Source organism: Pseudoxanthomonas sp. J31 (genome assembly GCF_000510725.1).
Lineage (GTDB): Bacteria > Pseudomonadota > Gammaproteobacteria > Xanthomonadales > Xanthomonadaceae > Pseudoxanthomonas.
Window position 1 is genome coordinate 478,293 of record NZ_AZNZ01000001.1, and the last position, 15,689, is coordinate 493,981.

17 protein-coding genes are annotated in these 15,689 nt (G+C 72.2%); 9 read left to right on the top strand and 8 right to left on the bottom strand.

From position 1 onward, the window contains the following. The first annotated feature begins 50 nt into the window (after positions 1–50). From PSEJ31_RS0102195 to PSEJ31_RS15550, 9 genes are all read left to right on the top strand, one after another. Positions 51–896 (top strand): FliM/FliN family flagellar motor C-terminal domain-containing protein, encoded by an 846-nt coding sequence (locus tag PSEJ31_RS0102195; RefSeq protein WP_028914515.1) that lies wholly within the window; start codon positions 51–53, stop codon positions 894–896. A gap of 3 nt (positions 897–899) precedes the next feature. Continuing rightward, complete coding sequence (gene fliN, locus PSEJ31_RS0102200; protein ID WP_028914516.1) at positions 900–1,238, top strand: flagellar motor switch protein FliN; 339 nt, start codon at positions 900–902, stop codon at positions 1,236–1,238. Further along, positions 1,235–1,978 (top strand): flagellar type III secretion system pore protein FliP, encoded by a 744-nt coding sequence (fliP, locus tag PSEJ31_RS0102205; protein WP_028914517.1) that lies wholly within the window; start codon positions 1,235–1,237, stop codon positions 1,976–1,978. The genes fliN and fliP overlap by 4 nt, the downstream gene beginning before the upstream one ends. Positions 1,979–1,982: 4 nt before the next feature. Further along, positions 1,983–2,252, top strand: coding sequence for a flagellar biosynthetic protein FliQ (locus PSEJ31_RS0102210; RefSeq protein ID WP_028914518.1), 270 nt, complete (start codon positions 1,983–1,985; stop codon positions 2,250–2,252). A 5-nt stretch (positions 2,253–2,257) separates the two neighbouring features. Further along, entirely contained in the window at positions 2,258–3,043 is a 786-nt protein-coding gene (fliR, locus tag PSEJ31_RS0102215; protein ID WP_028914519.1) for a flagellar biosynthetic protein FliR, read from the top strand. Continuing rightward, positions 3,040–4,176, top strand: coding sequence for a flagellar type III secretion system protein FlhB (locus PSEJ31_RS0102220; RefSeq protein ID WP_028914520.1), 1,137 nt, complete (start codon positions 3,040–3,042; stop codon positions 4,174–4,176). Before fliR ends, PSEJ31_RS0102220 begins: the two co-directional genes overlap by 4 nt. Then, positions 4,173–6,266: a flagellar biosynthesis protein FlhA gene (locus PSEJ31_RS0102225; RefSeq protein ID WP_028914521.1), complete on the top strand. Its 2,094-nt coding sequence runs from the start codon at positions 4,173–4,175 to the stop codon at positions 6,264–6,266. The genes PSEJ31_RS0102220 and PSEJ31_RS0102225 overlap by 4 nt, the downstream gene beginning before the upstream one ends. 364 nt (positions 6,267–6,630) lie before the next feature. Beyond that, positions 6,631–7,392, top strand: a complete 762-nt coding sequence (locus PSEJ31_RS0102230; protein WP_028914522.1) for a response regulator transcription factor — start codon at positions 6,631–6,633, stop codon at positions 7,390–7,392. A gap of 2 nt (positions 7,393–7,394) precedes the next feature. Next, entirely contained in the window at positions 7,395–8,687 is a 1,293-nt protein-coding gene (locus PSEJ31_RS15550; RefSeq protein WP_051403614.1) for a HAMP domain-containing sensor histidine kinase, read from the top strand. A 6-nt stretch (positions 8,688–8,693) separates the two neighbouring features. Here PSEJ31_RS15550 and PSEJ31_RS16280 read toward each other — a convergent pair whose 3' ends face one another. The 8 genes from PSEJ31_RS16280 to flgF form a co-directional block, all read right to left on the bottom strand. After that, positions 8,694–9,728, bottom strand: a complete 1,035-nt coding sequence (locus tag PSEJ31_RS16280; RefSeq protein ID WP_051403615.1) for a hypothetical protein — start codon at positions 9,726–9,728, stop codon at positions 8,694–8,696. 7 nt (positions 9,729–9,735) lie between these two features. Next, a complete protein-coding gene (gene flgL, locus PSEJ31_RS0102245) occupies positions 9,736–10,647 on the bottom strand; it encodes a flagellar hook-associated protein FlgL (protein ID WP_028914523.1) in 912 nt (303 codons plus the stop codon). Positions 10,648–10,657: 10 nt separating this feature from the next. Further along, positions 10,658–12,001: a flagellar hook-associated protein FlgK gene (gene flgK / locus PSEJ31_RS0102250; RefSeq protein ID WP_028914524.1), complete on the bottom strand. Its 1,344-nt coding sequence runs from the start codon at positions 11,999–12,001 to the stop codon at positions 10,658–10,660. Between the two features lie 20 nt (positions 12,002–12,021). Then, positions 12,022–12,255, bottom strand: coding sequence for a hypothetical protein (locus PSEJ31_RS15560; protein WP_051403616.1), 234 nt, complete (start codon positions 12,253–12,255; stop codon positions 12,022–12,024). 101 nt (positions 12,256–12,356) lie between these two features. Next, positions 12,357–13,490 carry a flagellar basal body P-ring protein FlgI gene (locus PSEJ31_RS0102260; RefSeq protein WP_306460557.1) on the bottom strand — a complete coding sequence of 378 codons (1,134 nt, stop codon included), beginning with the start codon at positions 13,488–13,490 and terminating at the stop codon, positions 12,357–12,359. Next, a complete protein-coding gene (locus PSEJ31_RS0102265) occupies positions 13,487–14,146 on the bottom strand; it encodes a flagellar basal body L-ring protein FlgH (protein WP_037034273.1) in 660 nt (219 codons plus the stop codon). The genes PSEJ31_RS0102260 and PSEJ31_RS0102265 overlap by 4 nt, the downstream gene beginning before the upstream one ends. Continuing rightward, complete coding sequence (gene flgG, locus PSEJ31_RS0102270) at positions 14,146–14,931, bottom strand: flagellar basal-body rod protein FlgG (RefSeq protein ID WP_028914526.1); 786 nt, start codon at positions 14,929–14,931, stop codon at positions 14,146–14,148. The genes PSEJ31_RS0102265 and flgG overlap by 1 nt, the downstream gene beginning before the upstream one ends. Before the next feature lie 30 nt (positions 14,932–14,961). Next, the gene (gene flgF / locus PSEJ31_RS0102275) at positions 14,962–15,687 is read right to left on the bottom strand and encodes a flagellar basal body rod protein FlgF (protein WP_028914527.1); all 726 of its coding nucleotides are present in this window, start codon (positions 15,685–15,687) and stop codon (positions 14,962–14,964) included. Between the last annotated feature and the right edge of the window lie 2 nt (positions 15,688–15,689).

The following is a 15,689-nucleotide window of genomic DNA, read 5'->3' on the forward strand; positions in this document are numbered from 1 at the left end:
GTGCGGCCACCACAATGCAGGCCCCTCCCAACCGGCTGCCTGCCTGCCCCATGGCCCGCCCGCGCCTCCAACCCGGTCCCGCCACGGCGCGCGTCGCGCCGCTGGACCCGTGCACCCTGGGGCGCCCGTTCCACCTGCTGGACGGTTTCCTGCAGCGCCTGGCGCTGCACCTGGAGCAGGCCCTGCAGCACCGCTTCAACAGGCGTTGCGGCGCGCGCTTCCGGGTCGGCGCGGCGGGCATCGCCGCCAGCCTGCCGGGCGCCGACGGCGCCACCCGCTGGCGCGCCTACCGCGATGCGACAGGCGCGGTGGCCGTGCGCCTGGAGCGCCCGCTGCTGCTGGCCATGCTCGGCTTCCACTACGGCGACGATCCGGCCACCGCCGCGGCCCAGGCCGACGCGCCGGAAACCGAGACCGAGCACCGCTTCACCGGCGGCCTCTACCCGCAGTTCCTGGACGCGCTGGCGGTGTGTTCCGGCGGCAGCGCCGGCGGCTTCGCCGCCGAGGCCGCCGCCTCGCCCCACGCCGGCCGCCGCATCGTGCGCATCGAGCTGCACGAGGACGGCTTGGGCCTGGCCGGGCGCCTGGAACTGGCCCTGGACGAAGCCTGGCTGGAGCACCTGTTCCACCACGTCGCCCCGGCGCGCCCGGCGCTGGCGCCGGCGCCCGATGCCGGCCAGCCGCTGCAGCGGCGCCTGCCGGTGACCCTCAACGCGCGCATCGCCACCCGCGAGATCGCGTTCGAGGACCTGCTGCGCCTGCGTCCCGGCGACATCCTGCCGATCCGCCCGGTCGGCACCGCCGACGTCCTGGTCGAGGACGTGCACCTCTTCCGCGCCAGCGTCGCCGAACAGGGCGGGACGCTGTGCCTGACCTCCTTCGTGCCTGTCGAGTAAGCCATGAGTACCCGTGATTTCGACGCCGACGCGCTGCTGGGCGCGCTCGCCGGCCAGGCCGCCGAGCCGTCCGAGGCGGCGCCCGCGCAACGCGCGCCGTTGCAGCTGCTGCGGCGCATCCCGGTGCGCCTGACCCTGGAGGTCGGCAGCGCCACCCTGCCGCTGTCGGAGCTGGTCGCCCTCGAGCACGGCTCGGTGGTGGAGCTGGACCGGCTGGCCGGCGAGCCGCTGCTGATCAAGGTCAACGGCGCCACCATCGGGCGTGCCGAAGTGGTGGTGGCCGGCGACAACTACGGGCTGAAGGTCGTGGAACTGGACGACCTGGGCTCGCTGGCGCCATGAGCAGGCGCCTCGCGCGGGCGCTGCCGGCCGCGGGCCTGCTGGCGCTGGCGCCGGTCGCGGCGCAGGCCGCGGCCACCGCACCGATGGTGTCCGGCTCGATCGAGCAGGGCTTCACGGTCAAGACCCAGATCCTGGTCCTGATGACGCTGCTGGGGCTGCTGCCGGCCCTGGTGATGACCATGACCAGCTTCCTGCGCTACGTGATCGTGCTGTCCCTGCTCAAGCAGGCGCTGGGCCTGCAGCAGGGCCTGCCGCAGCGGGTCGTCACCGGCGTGGCGCTGGTGCTGACCCTGCTGGTGATGCGCCCGGTCGGCGAGCGCATCTGGAACGAGGCGATGGTCCCCTACGACCAGGACCAGATCACCATGCAGGAGGCCCTGCGCCGCGGCAACGTGCCGCTGTCGCGCTTCATGCTGGCGCAGACCGACAAGGCCACCCTGGCCCACATCGCCACCATCTCCGGCTCGCCGGCCGGCCTGGACCCGGAGGCGCAGCCGTTCACGGTCAAGCTGGCCGCGTTCGTGCTCAGCGAACTGAAGACCGCGTTCCAGATCGGCTGCATGCTGTTCATCCCGTTCCTGGTGATCGACATCGTGGTGGCCTCGCTGCTGATGTCGATGGGCATGATGATGCTCTCGCCGCTGGTGATATCGCTGCCGCTCAAGTTGCTGCTGTTCGTGCTGGTGGACGGCTGGTCGCTGACGGTCAACACCCTGGTCACCAGCGTGCAGGGGATATAGCGGCATGAGCCCGGACATCGTCGCCGAGCTGGCGATGGGCGCGCTGCGCCTGATCATCCTGCTGGTGCTGGTGCTGATCGTGCCGAGCATGGTGGTGGGCGTGCTGGTGAGCCTGTTCCAGGCCGCGACCCAGATCAACGAACAGACCATGAGCTTCCTGCCGCGCCTGGTGTGCACCCTGCTGGTGATCGGCCTGGCCGGGCACTGGGTGGCCGCGCAGCTGATGCAGTACACCGTGGGAATCTTCCAGCGCGCCGCGCAGCTGGTGGGGTAGCGGCGATGGAGGCGTTGCTGCACCAGCTGCAGGACGTCTACACCGTCCTGCTGTGGCCGTTCTTCCGCTTCGCCGCGGCGCTGGCGGTTGCGCCGGTGCTGGGCGAGGCGCTGGTGCCGGTGCGCGCGCGGATGCTGCTGGCCCTGGTGCTGGCGGTGGCGGTGCAGCCGGCGCTGCCGCCGCCGCCGCAGGTGGACCCGGTCTCGCTGCACGGGGTGGTGCTGGTGTTCGAGCAGGTGCTGGTGGGCGGCATGATCGGCCTGGCGTTCCACCTGGTGCTGGCGGCGCTGACCCTGTTCGGCGTGCTGGCCTCCTCGCAGATGGGCCTGGCCATGGCCATGCTCAACGACCCGGTGAGCGGCACCCCCAGCGACGCGGTCTCGGTCCTGGTCTACGTGGTGTTCGTGCTGCTGTTCTTCGCCTTCGACGGCCACCTGCTGGTGACCCACGTGCTGGCGCGCAGCTTCCACGTGTGGCCGGTGGGCGCCGCCTCGCTGGACGACGGCGCGCTGCTGCGGCTGGCGCTGGGGGTGGGCTGGATCTTCGCCGCGGCACTGATGCTGGCGCTGCCGCTGGTGTTCGCGGCCATGGCGGTGCAGTTCGGCTCCGGCCTGCTCAACCGCGTGGCCCCGACCCTGAACCTGTTCGCGCTGGGCTTCTCGGTGACCATCGCCTTCGGCCTGCTGCTGGTGATGCTGCTGGTGCCGTCGCTGCCAGGCCATGTGCAGCGGATGCTGGCGCACGTGGTCGGGATGCTGGACGGCCTGGCCGCCGCCCCGGGGGTGCCATGAGCCAGTCCGATGCCGGGGACAAGAGCGAAAAGCCGACCCCGCACAAGCTGCGCAAGGCGCGCGAGGAAGGGCAGGTCGCCCGCTCGCGCGACGTCGGCACCGCGGTCGGGGTGCTGGCCTGCCTGCAGCTGGCGCTGTGGCTGATGCCGGGCTGGCTGGACGACTTCCGCCGGCTGTTCGCGCTGGCCATGCCCGGGCCCGGGCCGGGCGGGCTGGACGACGCCGCCTCGCAGCTGTTCCCGGCGACCCTCATGCTGCTGGCGAAGATGCTGCTGCCGCTGGCGGCGGTGCCGGCCTGCATCGCCCTGGCCTCGCTGTTCCCCGGCGGCTGGGTGCTGGCGCCGGCGCAGCTGCAGCCCAGGTTCAGCCGGCTGAACCCGGCCGCCAACCTCGGCAAGCTGGTCAAGCCACGGCACTACGCCCAGACCGGCATGCTGGTGCTCAAGTGCGTGGCGGTGCTGGCGGTTCTGTACTGGCAGTGCCGCGGCAACCTGCGCGCGTTCGCCGCGCTGCAGGGCGTGCCGCTGGAGGACGCGCTGGCCGGTGGCTCGCGCCTGCTGCTTGATACGATGCTGTGGCTGTGCGCGGTGCTGGCGGCGTTCGCGCTGGCCGACGTGCCGCTGCAGGGCCTGCTGTTCCTGCGCGAGCAGCGCATGAGCAAGCGCGACCTGAAGGAAGAGCACAAGCAGAACGAAGGCCGGCCCGAGGTCAAGCAGCGCATGCGCCAGCTGCGGCGGGCGATGCTGCACAGCGGCATCCGCCGCGCGGTGCCCCAGGCCGACGTGGTGGTGGTCAACCCGACCCACTACGCGGTGGCGCTCAAGTACGACGAGTCCCGCGCGCAGGCGCCCTTCGTGCTGGCCAAGGGCCTGGATGAGTCGGCGCTGTTCATCCGCCAGGTGGCCGAGGCCCACGGCGTCGAGGTGCTCGAGCTGCCGCCGCTGGCGCGCGCGGTCTACCACACCAGCCAGGTCAACCAGCAGATCCCGGCCGCGCTGTACGACGCGGTCGCCCAGGTCCTGATCTACGTGCTGCAGATCAAGGCCTTCCGCAACGGCCAGCGGCGCGCGCCGCCGCGCCGGCCGGCGCGCCTGGACATCCCCGCAGAACTGAGTTCCCCCGAGCCGGCATGAACCCGTCCAAGAACTTCCTCGCCCCCCTGCGCCGGATCAAGGTCGGCGCGCCGCTGGCCCTGCTGCTGATGCTGGCCATGCTGGTGCTGCCGTTGCCGCCGGCGGTGCTGGACACCCTGTTCGTGTTCAACATCGCCCTGGCCATCGTGGTGATCCTGGTCAGCGTGACGGTGCGGCGGCCGCTGGAGTTCTCCGCGTTCCCGACCATCATCCTCGGCGCCACGCTGATGCGGCTGATGCTCAACGTGGCCTCCACCCGGGTGGTGCTGCTCAACGGCCACGAGGGCACCGACGCGGCCGGCCGCGTGATCGAGGCCTTCGGCCACGTGGTGATCGGCGGCAACTTCGTGGTCGGCCTGGTGGTGTTCGTCATCCTGATGATCATCAACTTCGTGGTGGTCACCAAGGGCGCCGAGCGCATCTCCGAGGTCTCGGCGCGCTTCACCCTGGACGCGCTGCCCGGCAAGCAGATGGCGATCGACGCCGACCTCAACGCCGGCCTGATCACCCAGGACCAGGCGCAACAGCGCCGCGCCGAGGTCGCTGCCGAGGCCGACTTCTACGGCGCGATGGACGGCGCCTCCAAGTTCGTCCGCGGCGACGCCATCGCCGGCATCCTGGTGCTGGTCATCAACCTGGTCGGCGGCCTGCTGATCGGCATGGCCATGAACGGCATGGGCTTCGCCGACGCCTTCCAGCAGTACGGCCTGCTGACCATCGGCGACGGCCTGGTGGCGCAGATCCCGGCGCTGCTGCTGTCGGCCGCGGCGGCGATCATCGTCACCCGGATCAGCTCCAGCGGCGACATGGAGCAGCAGTTGGGGCAGCAGCTGCTGGCTTCGCCCAGCGTGATGTACGGCACCGCCGGCCTGCTGCTGCTGCTGGCGATGCTGCCGGGCATGCCGGGCCTGCTGTTCCTGGCCTTCGCCGCGCTGCTCGGCTACCTCGGCTGGCGCCTGCAGCGCGGGGGCGCGGCGGTGGAAGCCCCGGACCCGGCGCGCGAGGTCGAGGCCACCCTGCTGTCGGCGCCGCCGGCGGCGCTGGACTGGGCCAGCATCCCGTACGTGGAAACCCTGTCGGTGGCGCTGGGCTACAAGCTCATCGGCCTGATCGACGAAGCCCAGGGCGCGCCGCTGCTCAAGCGCCTGCGTGGCATGCGCCAGAACCTGTCGGAGAACCTCGGCTTCCTGGTGCCGCCGATCGGCGCGCGCAGCGACCTGTCGCAGCCGCCGGCGCAGTACTCGGTGCTGATGGCCGGCGCGGTGGTGGCGCAGGGCCAGGTGCACGCCAACCGGCTGATGGCCATCCCCTCGGCCAAGGTGTACGGCGAACTGGACGGGATCCCGGACGTGGACCCTGCCTACGAGATGCAGGTCACCTGGATCGAGCCGGAGCGCAAGGCGCACGCGCTGGGCCTGGGCTACCAGGTGGTGGACTGCTCCACCGTGATCGCCACCCACCTGGCCAAGGTGGTCAGCGACAACCTGCAGGACCTGTTCACCTACGACGACGTGGCGGCCATGCTCGAGCGCCTGTCGGCGCAGGCGCCGGTGCTGGGGGAGGCGCTGGGCAAGGCGCTGAGCCACGGCCAGCTGCGCCGCGTGTTCGGCCAGCTGCTGGCGGAGAACGTGTCGCTGAAGGACATCCGCGGCATCGCCTCGGCCCTGGTCGAGGCGGCCGAGGGCACCAAGGACCCGGTGCTGCTGGCGGCGGAGGTGCGCTGCGCGCTGCGCCGGCAGATCGTGGCCGGGATCTTCGGCCAGCGCCGGCAGATCCACGGCTTCGGCCTGGGCAGCGAGCTGGAGGGCCTGCTGCTGGGCGCGCTCAGCAGCGCCGAGAGCTCCAGCAGCCGCATCGCCCTGGACAACTTCCCGATCGATCCCAACGTGCTGACCCAGCTGCAGCTCAACATGCCGGCCACGCGCGAGCAGATGAAGCAGCAGGGCCTGCCGCCGGTGCTGCTGGTGATCCCGCGGCTGCGCCCGATCCTGGCGCGCTACGCACGGCTGTTCGCGCCCGGCTTGAACGTGCTCTCGTACAACGAGATCCCCGATGGGCGGGAGGTAAGCCTGGTCGGCACCCTCGGCTGATCCGCCGCCGCAACCGGTTGCCACGGTAATCATTGCGCTGGTGCGCGGGCGCGCCGGCGCCTTGCGCTTTGGACTTTCGTCGTGCCCGCGTGCGCAACGCACGGGACCACTGTGCGCGTTTGCACAGAACGTGAAGGTCGCGCTCAAGAATGCCCCGCCAGGGGCGATCTGCTCACCGTCGCCAACGCCCCGACCAGGGCCAGGCGTCCGACGGACCGCCCGGTGGGCGTCCCTGCCCGCGGCACGTGTCCCCCGCATGCGCCCGCGGAAGCGGCCCCTCCCCCCACGCCCCCCGGGCCGGTTCCGCCGCCCCCATCCCGTGTTCCCGCTGTTCCGCGGCACCGCCGCAGAAGGTCCCCCCACAATGCGCGTCGCAATCCTCGAAGACACCATCGGCCAGGCGATCACCGTCGCCGGCTGGCTGGAGAAGGCCGGCTTCAAGAGCATCGTCCGCCACGAAGGCAATGGCTTCATCAGGCTGCTGGAGACCGAGCAGGTCGACATGCTGCTGCTGGACTGGGACGTACCCGGGCGCAGCGGGATCGATGTGCTGCGCTGGGCGCGCGAACGCCACCCGGACGACCTGCCGGTGGTGATGCTGAGCCAGTGCGACAACGAGGAGCAGATCGTGCAGGGCCTGGAATGCGGCGCCGACGACTACCTGGTCAAGCCGGCCGGCGAGCGCGAACTGATCGCGCGGGTGCGGGCGCAGATGCGCCGCTACTACCCGGAGCGGATGCGCGGCCAGCAGATCGTCGTCGGCAACTACACCCTGGACCTGGCCAGCCGCAGCGCGCGCCTGGCCAACGGCCCGCACTCGCAGGTGGTGAACCTGCCGGCGCGCGAGTTCGCCCTGGCCGAGCACCTGTTCCGCAACGCCGGCCGCATCGTGCGCAAGGACGACCTGATCCGGCAGATCTGGGGCGAGGTCGACCGCAAGTACGACGCCACCCTGGCCACCTACATCAGCAAGCTGCGCAACAGCCTGGAGCTGCGCGCCAAGAACGGGCTGGTGATCTCCACCGTGTACAACCACGGCTACCGGCTCGAGCAGCTCCCGGGCGCGCGCAGCGAGGAAGCCGGCTACGCCGCCGCCAGGCCGCGCCTGGCGCGCCAGTACTCGTGAGCATGGCCGCGGTCGCGGCTTCCGGCCGGGGCCTGCCCTGGCAAGCTCCCGGCGGGCACACCGCCCGGCTGTGCGCGATCGGCGTCGTCCCGGTCGCGCCGGAGCAGGCCGGCGGCCTGCGCCTGCTGGCCGCGCAGCTGCATGCGGGCTTCCCGGTGTCGGCGCTGTGGATGTGGCTGGGGCTGGCGCTGCTGGCGTTCCTGTGCGGGCTGGCCGGCTCGATGCTGGCCGGCATCCTGCACCGCCGCGCGCGCCGCCGCCGCGCCTGGTACCTGGCCTGGCAGCGCCGCTACCAGCGCACCCTCAACACGCTTGATTACCCGGTGTTCGTGGTCAACGGCCACGGCCTGGTGGTGTTGCAGAACCGCCAGGCCAGCCGCCTGGCGGCGCTGGCCTGCGGCGACGGCAACGACGCGCCGGTGGAGATCGCGCGCCTGGCGGTGGGCGCGGCGGCGGCATCGAGTGCCGGCGAGGTGCGGGTCGGCGGCCGCGCCTGGCAGTGGCTGCGGGTGCCCGCGCCGCCGCTGGTCCCGGGTGCCGGCGCGTACAGCGTGCTGTGCCTGCTGGATCCCGAGGCCGGCGACGCCGGCCGCGACCGCGCCGCACTGCGCCATATCGCCCACGACCTGCGCAGTCCGCTGACCACGATGCTGACCCTGATCGAGGAGCGCTCGGCGCGGCTGCACGAACGCCCGGGCAATCCCGCCGGCGAAGACCTCAGCTTCCTGGAGGAACTGCGCCGCCAGGCCGATTATTCGCTGCGGCTGTCGCGCGACTTCCTGCAGATCTCGCGCGCCGAGCGCCTGGACCGCGGCAGCTTCGTCCCGGTCAACCTCGAGGACGTCGTCGCCGAGGCGGTGGACCAGATGTGGCTGGCGGCCGAGCAGCGCTCGATCCGCCTGGTCGGCCCGGTGGGCCACGTGCGCGATCCGTGGATCCAGGGCAACCCGGCGATGCTGGTGCGCGCGCTGGCCAACCTGCTGGACAACGCGCTGAAGTATTCCGGCCCGGACACCGAGGTGGCCGCCTGGGTACGCCGTGCCGAGGACGGCCGCCTGCTGCTGCGGGTGATCGACCAGGGCGTGGGCATCGACGAGGCCGACCTGCCGCACCTGTTCGATCCGTTCTTCCAGGCCGGCGGCGCGGCCGGTGCGATGCGCGGCGGCGCCAACATGGGCGTGGGCCTGGGCCTGGCCTTCGTGCGCTGCGTGGTGGAGCGCCACGGCGGCGAGATCTCGGTCGCCAGCCGCGTCGGCCACGGCACCGAGGTCTCGATCTTCCTGCCGGCCGGCTGAGCCGCGCTAGGCCCCCAGCACCGAACCCACGCGCTGCCGGCTCATCCCGCGCAGGCAGGCACCGGCGGTGGCCAGGCGGCGGAACCCGGCGTCCCCGGCCAGGCCGGCGGCAAAGCCATCGGCGGCCTGCCGCATCGCCGCCGGAGTCGCCTGCGGCTGCCCGGCGCGTACCTGGGCCGCGGTGGCCGCCAGGTGCGCGGCCATGTCGTTGCGCGCGTGTTCGGCCCGGATCAGCGCGGCCGAGGCCTGGCGGAAGGCGTCCTGGCGCGTGCCGGCATCGTCCACCGACCACTGCGCCGGATCGATCGCGCCGGCCAGCGGCTCGGCCACCACCCGGCTGGGCCAGCCGCTGGGAAAACGCCGGCCGCCGCCCTGCACCAGCAACTGTCCGCGCAGCGCCGGCCAGGCCGACTCCTGCACCGAGAAGCGCAGGCCGCCGGCATCGTCCGCGGCCACCTGCAGCCCGTCCGGCGCCAGCACCGCGCCCAGCCGGCGCAAGCGCTCTTCCGGCGCATCGCCCTCGCCCAGCACCAGCACCCGCGCGCGGCGGCCCATGCCGCGCGGATGGAACACCAGGGTCTCGGCCTCCGGCGCGGCCAGCGCGGCCTGGTCGAGGCCGCGGATACGGAACGCCTGGCGCGCGTCGCCGGCGGGGAACAGCTGCAACTCCGCATCCACGGTGCCGCCGCTGTCGGCCGGGCGCCGCTCCCAGTAGCCGCGCAGCTGCGCCAGGCTGGCCTCCAGCGCGGGCGGGGCGGCGCCGGCGCTGGCCGCGGGTGCGGACAGGCGCCGCGCCAGTTCGCGCAAGCGCGGCAGCAGTCCGTCCATCCACGCCAGCGCGCGCTGGGTGCCGGTGGCCTCGCGGTTGAGTTCGGACTGGCGCGCGGCGAAGCCGGCGTACCAGCTGGTGTCGGGCGCGCTGGCCTCGGCCTCGCGCACGGCCGGCGCCGGCGCGGCCGCCACCGCCGCCGGTGCGCCGACCCGCGAAGGGGTGGCGATCCCGCGGGACTCGATGCCCGACGATTGCAACCGCACGCTCATGCGCAGGTCACAGCAGGTCGTAAGGGTTCAGCTGCATGATCCGGCCATACACCTGGTAGGTGGCCTGGATCGCGACGGTGTGGCGGGTGAGGCGGTCATAGGCCTCGGCCACGTCCAGCCCGGCGACCTGCTCGGTGGCCGCGGCGTTGCCGACCTGCATCGCGGCGTGGGTGTCGTCGAGCAGGGCGATGGTGTTGCGCGCGCCGCCCAGCTCGCCCATCTTCGCGGTCAGCGAGTCCATGCCGGCGCCCATCGCCGCCTCGGCCGCCGCCAGGATCGCGCGCATCGCCGGGTCGCTGGCATCGGCTGCCGGGTCCTGCAGCACCGCCAGCGCGGCGTCGATCCGGTTGAGCACCTCGGCCAGGCTGTCCACGCTGACGTTGCCGGACTGGGTGAGGCCGTTGCCCACCACCACCTGCTGGCGCTTGTCGTTGCCGTCGAAGCTGTAGCGCGAGCCCACCGGCAGGGTGGGGTCGTAGCCGATCGGCGCGGTGCCGGTGAGGGTGCCGGAGAACAGGTAGTTGCCCTCCGAGTCCATGGCGTTGGCCGAGACGTGCAGGGTGTCGCGCAGGCTGCCAAGGGTGGTGGCCATGGCGTTGAGGTCGCCGGTGCTGTTGGCGCCGTCCAGCGCCCACACCAGCAGGTCGTGGGCGGACATCACCGTGTCCAGCATGCCCTGCAGGTGGGTCTCGTTGCGCTGCAGCTGGTTGGTGAGGGTGCCGATGTTGCTGCGGTACTGGGCCAGCAGCACCTCGTCGCGTTCGATCATGCGCAGGCGCACGCTGGCGATGGGGTCGTCGGACGGGCGGATGACCCGCTTCCCGGAGGACATCTGCTCCATCAAGCGCGACAGCCGGGTGTTGCCGTCGGCGAGCGTGCCCTGGATGGTGGTGGCCAGGTGGCTGCTGGCGATGCGCATGGGAGGCTCCTCAGAACGCCTGGATCAGGCTGTCGAACATTTCGCCGGCCACCGAGATGACCTTCATGTTGGCCTGGTAGGCCTGCAGCAGTTCGGAGATGCGCACAACTTCCTCCTCGCTGTTGACGCCGCTGACCGAGGCCAGGTCCTGCTCGGCCTGCTGGCGCAGGGTGATCGCGGTCTGCAGCATCGCGCCGTTGTTCTGGCTGTCCGAACCGAGCTGGCCGACCATCATGGTGTAGGCATCGCCCACCGATACCTCGCCGAGGCCGGCCAGGGCGAAGGTCTGCAGGCGCACGCCCAGCACCTCGGCCAGGTTCTCGCTGTTGCCCGGCTCGCCGGCGACCGCGGAGAAGCCCAGGCGCGCCTGGGTGATGTCCGGGTTGACCGAGATCCGGCCGGTGGCCGGGTCGACCAGGAACAGTTCCAGGCCGGGCAGGCCGTCGATGCCGTAGCCGGAGGTGAGGCCGGCGTTGACCCGGGTGGCCAGTTCCGCGGCCAGCGCCTGGGTGAACTCCAGCTGCTGCGCCAGCACGCCGCTGGCGTAGCCGCTCATGCCGCCGATCGCGCCGCCGGCCTGTTCGCCGGCCAGCGGGAACGTGGCCGCGCCCAGCGACAGCTGCAGGTCGATGCCGCCGTCGGTGGCGGGCAACAGCTCCAGGCGCGCGGCCAGCTTGCCGGCCACCAGCGGCGGACCCTTGGCCAGGGCCACGTCGACGGTGCCGTCGCCGTTCTCGACCACGCGGATCTCGACCAGTCCGGCCAGTTCGGTCAGTGCGCGGTCGCGCTGGTCGACCAGTTCGGAGGTCGAACCGCCGAGCGCGGCGGTCTCGGCGATGCGTTCGTTGAGGCGGGCCACGGTGGCGGTGAGGTTGCCGACCTGGCCGGCGCTGGCAGCCACCTGCTGGCGTACCGCGTCGAGCTGGCCGTACAGGGTCTGGCGCAGCGAGTCGAAGCGCTTGACCAGGCCTTCGGCGGCGGAAATGACCTGCTGGCGCAGCGGCACCGAAGTCGGGCTGGTGCTCACCTCGTCCAGCGAGGCGAAGAAGGCGTCGATGCCGCCCTTGACGCTGCCGTCCTCCAGGCCCATCACCTCCTCCAGCTGCGCGAAGTACGGCTCGGTCGCCGAGTAGCTGGCCGCGCGCGCGGTGGTGTTCCACACCTGCTGGCTCTTGTAGCGGTCCTCGAAGCGGGTAAGCGCGGTGACTGCCACGCCGCCGCCGGCGCGCGCCGTCACCAGGGTGCCCTGGCGGGTATAGCCCGGGGTGTTGAGGTTGGCGGTGTTGCGCGCCGACATGTCCATGCCGGCCTGGGACGCAAGCAGGCCGGAGAGGCCGATGTGGGTGATGTTCATCATGGGATTCGGCGGTTCGGTCAGGTGCCGTCGCCGGCGGCGGACGGGTCGGCGAGCTGGGCCAGCAATGCATCGGCGATGCCGAAGGAACGCAGGCGGGCGATGTCGAAGGCGACCAGGCCGGCGGCGTGGTCGAGCATGGCGGCCTGCTCGCCGCCGCCCTCGCCCTCGCCGAAGGCGTCGGCGGCCTGGCGCATGGCCTGGAACATCTGGGCGATGAACAGGCCCTCGAACTGCACCGCGGCCTCGACCATGCGCGCGTCGGCGGAGGCCGCGGGCGCGGGTGGGGCGCCGGGGGCATCCGCCGCCGCGAGCGCGGGGGGGAGGGGCGGGGGAGGAACGTAGACGGGCAGCATCAGATCACCACAAGTTCGCCGGACAATGCGCCGGCTTCGTCCAGCGCCTGCAGGATGGCCATCAGGTCGTCGGGGCTGGCACCGATGCCGTTGATGGTGTCCACGATCGCCTGCAGGCTCGCGCCCTCGGTCCAGTGGAACACGCGCGGCACCTCGCTTTGCACTTCCACGTCCGAGCGCGGGGTGACCGCGGTCTGGCCGCCGGAGAAGCCGTTGGGCTGGCTAACGTCGAAGCCCTCGCCGATGCTCACCCGCAGCGAGCCGTGCGAGACCGCGACCGGCTTGACCGTGACCTCGCGCGAGATCACCACGGTGCCGGTGCGCGAGTTGAACACCACCTTCGGCTGGCCCTCGCCGGCGTCGATGTCGATCGCGCCGAGGCGGGCGACGAAGCCCACCCGCTTGCGCGGATCGGCCGGCGCCTGTACTTCCACCGCGGTGGCGTCCAGCGAGTGCGCCATGTCCGCGCCCAGTTCGCGGTTGAGCGCGCGGGTGATGCTGTCGGCGGTCTGGAAGTCCGGGCGGCGCAGGTTGAGGCGGATGGTCGGCGCGGTGGCGAAGTCCGAGGGGATCTCCTGCTCGATGGTGGCGCCGTTGGGGATGCGCCCGGCGGTGGGCGTGTTGACGGTGACGCTGGAGCCGCTGCGGCCCTGCGCGCTCATTCCCGGGATCACCAGGTTGCCCTGCGCCAGCGCGTAGACCTGGCCGTCGGCGCCCTTGAGCGGGGTCAGCAGCAGGGTGCCGCCGCGCAGGCTCTTGGCGTCGCCCAGCGAGGACACGGTGACGTCGATGGTCTGGCCGCGGCGGTAGCCGGGCGGGAAGCTGGCGCTGACCATCACCGCGGCGGTGTTGCGCGCGCGCACCGAGGTCCCGGTGGGCAGGCTCACCCCGTGCTGCTCGAGCATGTTGCGCACCGACTGGCTGGTGTAGCGCGCCTGGGTGCCGTCGCCGCTGCCGTCCAGGCCGACCACGATGCCGTAGCCGACCAGCTGGTTCTCGCGCACGCCCTCCACGTCGACCAGGCTGCCGATGCGTTGCGCCGCCGCCGGCGCGGCCGCCAGCAGCAGGGCCAGCAGCGCGACCCAGCGCGGCGCGCGCGGACGCATGCCGGGGAAGCGGGACGCACGGTTCACAGCGGCACCAGCGGGTGGTTGAAGAAGCGCGCCAGCCAGCCGCTGCGGCTGGCGTTGGCCACGGTGCCGCGGCCGGAGTACTGGATGCTCGCGTTGGCCACGCGCTGCGAGGACACCAGGTTGCCGGTGTCGATGTCGCCGGGGCGGACGTAGCCGCTCAGGCGCACGGTCTCCACGCCCTGGTTGAGCGCCAGGCTCTTCTGCCCGTCGACCTGCAGCAGGCCGTTGGGCAGGACCTTCTGCACGACCACGGTGACCGAGCCGGTGAGCGAGGCCTGCTGGGTGGTGGAGCCGGAGCCGGTGGTGCCGCGCTTGAGCCCGAGCTCGGTGTCCAGGTCCACGTCGCTGCCGAGCAGGCGCCCGGCGCCCATCTGGATGCTGGACTGCTTGCTCACCGCCGCGTCGCTGCGGTTGCTGGCCTGGGTCGATTCCTGCAGGACCACGGTCAGCACGTCGCCCACCCGCCAGGCGCGGTCGTCGGCGGTGAGCGGGCGCAGGTTGCCGGGCGCGTACAGGCCGCCGGAGCGGCCCTGCGGCGTTTCCAGCGCCAGTTCCGGCATGCTGTCGTGCGGCGGCATGGCCACTTCCCCGCGCAGGGTCGTGCAACCCGCGCACGCGGCCAGCGCCAGCACCGCCAGGGAGGCCGCCGCGCGCATCAGCGGGCCGCCTGCGCCAGCTGCTGCATCATGTTGTCCGCCGCGGTCAGCACCTTGGTGTTCATCTCGTAGGTGCGCTGCGCGGCGATCATCTCCACCATCTCCTCCACCGCCTGCACGTTGGAGCCTTCCAGCGCGCGCTGCTTGAGCGTGCCCAGGCCTTCCTGGCCCGGCTGCGCCTCCACCGGCGCGCCGCTGGCCACGGTCTCGCGGTACAGGTTGTCGCCCATGGCCAGCAGGCCGGCCGGGTTGACGAAGCCGGCCAGCAGCAGCTGCCCGACCTCGGTGGCGTTGGCCGAATCGCTGGTGGTGACGGTGACCGCGCCGTTCTCGCCGATGCTCACGCTGGTGGCGTTGGCCGGGATGGTGATCGCCGGCACCAGGGGCAGGCCCTGGGCGTTGGTCAGGTTGCCGTCCTGGTCCATGCGCAGCTGGCCGGCGCGGGTGTAGCCGATCTCGCCGTCGGGCAGTTCCACCTGCAGGAAGCCGTTGCCGACGATGGCCACGTCCAGCTCGCCGCCGGTGGTCTGCAGGTTGCCGGTGGTGAACACCTTCTGGGTGCCGACCACGCGGGTGCCGTTGCCCAGCTGCACGCCGCCGGACAGCGCCGAATCGCTGATCTGGGTGCCCGGCTGCTGCTCGACCCGGTAGAACAGGTCCTCGAACGTGGCGCGGTCGCGCTTGTAGCCGATCGTGTTGACGTTGGCGAGGTTGTTGGAGATGGTCTGCAGCCGCGCTTCCTGGGCCTGCAGGCCGGTCTTGCTGATCCACAATGCGGGGTTCATCGGGGGGGCTCGCTAGTAGGGGGCGGAAGGTCAGCCGCGGATCAGGCGCTCGCCGGCCTGGGCCATCTCGTCGGCGTTGCGGAACAGCCGCATCTGCATCTCGAAGGTGCGGCCCAGTTGCATGGTCTGGATCATTTCCTCCACCGCCGAGACGTTGCTGCTCTCGAGGTGGCCGGCGGCCACGCGCACGCGCTCGTCGGGGCCGTACTCGATCCCGCTGCGGGTGCCGAGCAGGCCGTCGGGGCGCTTCACCAGGTCGGCCGGCTCGGGCAGGGCCAGGGCCAGGCGGCCGACTTCCTGCAGCTCGCCGCCGTCCTGTGGGCGCACCGAGATGCGACCGTCGGCGCCGATGTCGATCGACTGGTGCGGCGGCAGGAACAGCGGACCGCCTTCGCCCATCACCGGGCGGCCGTCGAGGGTCAGCGCGCCCTGGTCGTCGAGCTCGAAGTGGCCGGCGCGGGAGTAGGCAAGGCCGTCGCCGGCCTGGACCACGAAGTAGCCGTCGCCCTGGATGGCCACGTCCAGCGTGCGCCCGGTCTCGTTGAGGCGGCCGCGCGCCTGGTCGACGAAGGTGCTGGTCAGGCTTGCCTGGCGGCGCGAGTCGTAGCCGTAGCCGGAGACTTCCAGGTGCTCGGCCACCGCCATGTCGGCGCGAAAGCCTGTGGTCTGCGCGTTCGCCAGGTTGTTCGCGCGCACCGCCAGCGCGCGCCGGGTGTAGTCGGCGCCGCTGACGGCGGTGTAGAGGAAGCTGTCCATCC

What these genes read in the sequence shown, in the direction of transcription:
- PSEJ31_RS16280 (WP_051403615.1), bottom strand. Translation starts at nt 9,728, where the DNA reads ATGAGCGTGCGGTTGCAATCGTCGGGCATCGAGTCCCGCGGGATCGCC.
- PSEJ31_RS0102230 (WP_028914522.1), top strand. Translation starts at nt 6,631, where the DNA reads ATGCGCGTCGCAATCCTCGAAGACACCATCGGCCAGGCGATCACCGTC.
- fliN (WP_028914516.1), top strand. Translation starts at nt 900, where the DNA reads ATGAGTACCCGTGATTTCGACGCCGACGCGCTGCTGGGCGCGCTCGCC.
- flgF (WP_028914527.1), bottom strand. Translation starts at nt 15,687, where the DNA reads ATGGACAGCTTCCTCTACACCGCCGTCAGCGGCGCCGACTACACCCGG.
- PSEJ31_RS0102220 (WP_028914520.1), top strand. Translation starts at nt 3,040, where the DNA reads ATGAGCCAGTCCGATGCCGGGGACAAGAGCGAAAAGCCGACCCCGCAC.
- flgL (WP_028914523.1), bottom strand. Translation starts at nt 10,647, where the DNA reads ATGCGCATCGCCAGCAGCCACCTGGCCACCACCATCCAGGGCACGCTC.
- PSEJ31_RS0102195 (WP_028914515.1), top strand. Translation starts at nt 51, where the DNA reads ATGGCCCGCCCGCGCCTCCAACCCGGTCCCGCCACGGCGCGCGTCGCG.
- PSEJ31_RS0102210 (WP_028914518.1), top strand. Translation starts at nt 1,983, where the DNA reads ATGAGCCCGGACATCGTCGCCGAGCTGGCGATGGGCGCGCTGCGCCTG.
- PSEJ31_RS15550 (WP_051403614.1), top strand. Translation starts at nt 7,395, where the DNA reads ATGGCCGCGGTCGCGGCTTCCGGCCGGGGCCTGCCCTGGCAAGCTCCC.
- PSEJ31_RS15560 (WP_051403616.1), bottom strand. Translation starts at nt 12,255, where the DNA reads ATGGTCGAGGCCGCGGTGCAGTTCGAGGGCCTGTTCATCGCCCAGATG.
- fliR (WP_028914519.1), top strand. Translation starts at nt 2,258, where the DNA reads ATGGAGGCGTTGCTGCACCAGCTGCAGGACGTCTACACCGTCCTGCTG.
- PSEJ31_RS0102265 (WP_037034273.1), bottom strand. Translation starts at nt 14,146, where the DNA reads ATGCGCGCGGCGGCCTCCCTGGCGGTGCTGGCGCTGGCCGCGTGCGCG.
- flgK (WP_028914524.1), bottom strand. Translation starts at nt 12,001, where the DNA reads ATGAACATCACCCACATCGGCCTCTCCGGCCTGCTTGCGTCCCAGGCC.
- fliP (WP_028914517.1), top strand. Translation starts at nt 1,235, where the DNA reads ATGAGCAGGCGCCTCGCGCGGGCGCTGCCGGCCGCGGGCCTGCTGGCG.
- flgG (WP_028914526.1), bottom strand. Translation starts at nt 14,931, where the DNA reads ATGAACCCCGCATTGTGGATCAGCAAGACCGGCCTGCAGGCCCAGGAA.
- PSEJ31_RS0102225 (WP_028914521.1), top strand. Translation starts at nt 4,173, where the DNA reads ATGAACCCGTCCAAGAACTTCCTCGCCCCCCTGCGCCGGATCAAGGTC.